Genomic DNA, 3,823 nt, shown 5'->3' with positions numbered 1-3,823 from the left:
GCCGGCTAATCGCGAGGTGGCGGTAATGTGAAGGAACGCCGGTTCGACGCGAGAATATCGAGGAATTCTGCTGATTTGGTACCGGCTTTGCTCCGCATTATTTCTCTGCGACCTCTGCAGTCATTTGACCAGCAGAGGAGTCGATGATGCTGAAATCCAGTGAAGACCCGATCGCCGAGCTCAAGGCCGTACTGGCCGGCCAGCGCTATCACCCGAGGACGATCAGTAACTACTGCGGGTGCGCGCGCAGATTCCTCGATTATCTCGAATGGCGGGAAATCCAGGTTGAGAACGTGACCGAGGCGCTGGTGTCGACATACATAAGCCATGCGAGTGGGATGTTGCGCAAACGCCATGGTCGATCAGGGCCACACCAGCACCCGATCCCGCGCGCCGGAATCCATGCGCTGCTGCGGCTTGTGCAGGGCCAGTGGCCACCCCCTCCGAAAGCAGCCTGCGCCGCCGAGGCCGAGCGATTTGCGATCTGCGACGAATACGGGGTCTGGCTTCGTGAGGCGCGAGGCCTCGCCCCCGCCAGCATCGAGGCTTTGATCTGGGAGGCCCGGCACTTCCTGACCTGGCAGTTCAGGCAGAACGGTGACAATAGCCTGATGAGCCTGAGGGTCGACGACATCGACCGCTATATGGAAATGCGCGCGCCGAAGCTGACACGCAAATCGTTGAGCGCCGTCGCGAACCGCTTGCGCTCTTTGTTGCGGCATCTGCACCGGGTCGGCCGTACCGCGATCGACTTGTCGCCGCATGTCATCGGTCCGCTGATCTACGCCTATGAGGGGGTGCCCTCGATTCTGGAGCGAGATCAAGTTGCCGCCGTCCTGAGGGCTGTGGGAAAGGACAGGACACTGAGGGGGTTGAGGGACCATGCGATCCTGCAACTGCTCGCGACCTATGGCCTGAGGTCGAGTGAAATCTGCAACCTGCGGCTTGATGACATCAACTGGCGGGCGGAATCGATCCGCATCCGGCACACCAAGACCAAGGCCTGTTCCTTCCTGCCCCTGATGGAGCCGGTCGGCGAAGCAGTGCTTGCTTATTTGCGTGCGGGGCGGCCGGCGATCGACGCCCGGGAAATCTTCATCCGCATGCGCGCTCCCTATCGCAAGCTCAGGATGTTGGACAGCGTGGTACGACGCCGGCTGCGCCACGCCGGTGTCAAGCTGCCGGGCAAGAGCGGTGCCCATATCTTCCGACATGCACGCGCGGTCGAGATGTTGCGCGCATCGGTCCCGCAGAAGGTCATCGGTGATTTGCTCGGGCACCGGTCGGCGGAATCCACGGTGCCCTATCTCAAGCTTGCCACCGAGGACCTCAGGGCCATCGCACTCGACGTGCCGGAAGCGGAGCTGCTGTCATGACAACATGGCCCGATCCCGAACGGCAGTTGATCGCGCGCTATCTGGCAGGCCTTGGCCTGCACCACGCCGACAGCTGCGCCTCTTACAGGCAGGTGCTGAACAGCTTCCAGGACGTCGCTGAACGCCATGCCGAGCTCGGCAAGGATGTTCTGGTGGCCTGGCTGCAGACATTGTCCGACCATTGGATGGCGACGACGCTGCTGAACCGCACCCGCATCATCGATCGGTTCCTCGATCACCTTCTGAACATCGGAGCGATCGAGCGCAATCCCGTCACCGCCTTGTGCGAGGCATGCAATATCAAGCGATGTCGGCCGATCTGGCGCGCACTGGCGTCGCATGACCCCGAACAGACCCTTGCCGAACTCCGCCAGCCCAAGCCGTTCGGCAGCATGCTGGGCGGGATCATGGCCGAGCACGTCGCGCTGATGCGCAACAGAGGATACAAATACACCTCGCAGACCGCATGGTTCTTGCGGTTCGATCGGTTCCTGCAGTTGAATCCTGCGTTGCAGGATGAACCGATCGAGGTGATGCTGGAGCATTGGAAGAAGGCAATAACGGCACTCAATCACGCTGCGGAATGTGAGAAACTGGAGCGGATCCTTGCGAGGGTCCTGCGCCATAAGAATCCGTCGCTCCCGCCGCGCCGCCCGGACCCGCGACCGCAGAAGGAATTTAGCGAAGCAGTGGCGCAAGCCTTACATCTATACGCCGACCGACATACGGCAGATGCTCGATATTGCCCATTCCTATCCTTCGCAACGGGCTCCGCTGCGTGCGCCGAGCATTCATGCCATGCTTCTGCTGGCCTATTGCGCGGGGCTTCGGCGTGGCGAGCTTGCCCGTCTCGATCTTGGTGACGTTGACTTCCGCGTCGGCACAATCACGATCCGGCAGACCAAGTTCTACAAGACGAGGATCCTGCCGTTGTCTGACAGCGTGATCGCCGAGCTTCGGGCTTATCTCGATGCGCGGCAGCAGGCCGGTGCACCGCAGGATCCACACTCCGCCCTGTTCTGGCACGAGGGGCGCAACGCCCGCTATACAAAGCAGGTCATCGCCTTGTTGCTCGTCGACGTGATCCGCCGAGCCGGGCTGAAGCCGCCAGAAGGGCGAATGGGTCCCCGTCTTCATGACCTGCGCCACTCGATGGTCGTGCACCGTATCCTCGAGTGGTACCGCTCGGGTATCAATCCGCAAGACCGGCTGCCGTTCCTCGCGACATATCTTGGCCATAAGGATATCCACTCCACCCTCATCTACATCACCGTTACACAAGACCTGCTGCATCTTGCGAACGAGCGGTTCAGGGCCGTAGGCGCGCCATGCCTCGATCTGGGGCAGGAGGTGCGGCCATGAACAAGGCGAACGCGTTCCCGGATTTGATGCGTGCGTTCTTCTACGAATGGCTCGTCGAGCAACGCAATGCATCGATCCACACGGTCCGGTCCTATCGTGACACCTGGCGGCTGTTCCTGCGGTTCGCCGCACAACGCGCGGAAAAGAAGGTGGCGGTGATCACACTGTCCGATCTGACTGCCGACGGGGTGGCTGCCTTCCTCGGTCACGCCGAGTACGACCGCGGCGGTACGATCGGCACGCGCAACTGCAGGCTTGCCGCGATCCGCAGCTTCTTCAACTTCGTCGCAACCAAGGACCCCGCATCGATCGCTCAGTGCGTGGAAATCCTTCACATCCCAGTCAAGCGGGCGCCGGTGTCGGAACCCTGTTATCTGGACCCAGCGGAGGTAGCAGCGATCCTTGCCCAGCCAAACCGCTCCACACTCGAAGGCATACGCGATCACGCACTGCTCTCGTTCCTCTACAACAGCGGGGCACGGATACAGGAGGCTCTCGATCTGTGTCCCAGGGCGATCCGCTTCGATAGCCCAAGTTGCGTTCGTCTTACCGGCAAGGGCCGCAAGGAACGCATCTGCCCACTCTGGCCGGAAACCGTGCTGTTGCTGAAAACGCTGCTGGAGCGACAGCCGCGTGCATTGGACCAGCGGCTGTTCGTCAACCGCTATGGCGAGCCGCTCAGCGCATCCGGCGTTCGGTTCAAGCTTGCGGCCTATGTGAAGGCGGCGGCCGAAACCACGCCAACGTTGCGGACTAAGCATGTGACGCCGCACAGCTTCCGACACGCCACCGCCGTACACCTCGTCTCGGCGGGTGTCGACGTCACCGTTATCCGTAGCTGGCTTGGTCATGTGAGCCTCGACACCACCAATCACTATGCCAGGGCCAATCTGGAAACGAAGCGAAAGGCGCTGGAACAGGTCGGTGCTCCGGAATCGGCACGACATCCCCCGTCATGGAAGCGGGATACGAGCCTGCTCGCCTGGCTCGACACGCTCTGAAATAATGCGAAGGAGCGTCAATCAAAAACAGTATCAATCCCGCATCCGGCGGCGTTCCTTCACATTACCGCCACCTCGCGATTA

General features: G+C 61.4%; 4 protein-coding genes. All 4 read left to right on the top strand.

Going from position 1 to position 3,823, the window contains the following annotated elements; all coding sequences use genetic code 11:
- Positions 1-146: 146 nt before the first annotated feature.
- The 4 genes from CQ13_RS08375 to CQ13_RS08365 are packed head-to-tail and all read left to right on the top strand — an operon-like array spanning position 147 to position 3,739.
- Complete coding sequence (locus CQ13_RS08375; protein WP_057842523.1) at positions 147-1,376, top strand: site-specific integrase; 1,230 nt, start codon at positions 147-149, stop codon at positions 1,374-1,376.
- Complete coding sequence (locus tag CQ13_RS45430) at positions 1,373-2,239, top strand: hypothetical protein (RefSeq protein WP_245309092.1); 867 nt, start codon at positions 1,373-1,375, stop codon at positions 2,237-2,239. The genes CQ13_RS08375 and CQ13_RS45430 overlap by 4 nt, the downstream gene beginning before the upstream one ends.
- Positions 2,151-2,738, top strand: coding sequence for a tyrosine-type recombinase/integrase (locus CQ13_RS45425; RefSeq protein ID WP_245309094.1), 588 nt, complete (start codon positions 2,151-2,153; stop codon positions 2,736-2,738). The genes CQ13_RS45430 and CQ13_RS45425 overlap by 89 nt, the downstream gene beginning before the upstream one ends.
- Complete coding sequence (locus CQ13_RS08365; protein ID WP_057842522.1) at positions 2,735-3,739, top strand: site-specific integrase; 1,005 nt, start codon at positions 2,735-2,737, stop codon at positions 3,737-3,739. Before CQ13_RS45425 ends, CQ13_RS08365 begins: the two co-directional genes overlap by 4 nt.
- The last annotated feature ends 84 nt before the right edge of the window (positions 3,740-3,823 follow it).

This window comes from Bradyrhizobium retamae, from assembly GCF_001440415.1.
GTDB classification, from domain to species: Bacteria; Pseudomonadota; Alphaproteobacteria; order Rhizobiales; family Xanthobacteraceae; genus Bradyrhizobium; species Bradyrhizobium retamae.
The sequence above is the reverse complement of the archived record's forward strand: the minus strand, read 5'-3'. Positions and strand labels throughout refer to the sequence as shown.

Excerpts from the sequence above, each read along its gene's own strand:
- CQ13_RS08365 (WP_057842522.1), top strand. The coding sequence starts at position 2,735 with ATGAACAAGGCGAACGCGTTCCCGGATTTGATGCGTGCGTTCTTCTAC.
- CQ13_RS45430 (WP_245309092.1), top strand. The coding sequence starts at position 1,373 with ATGACAACATGGCCCGATCCCGAACGGCAGTTGATCGCGCGCTATCTG.
- CQ13_RS08375 (WP_057842523.1), top strand. The coding sequence starts at position 147 with ATGCTGAAATCCAGTGAAGACCCGATCGCCGAGCTCAAGGCCGTACTG.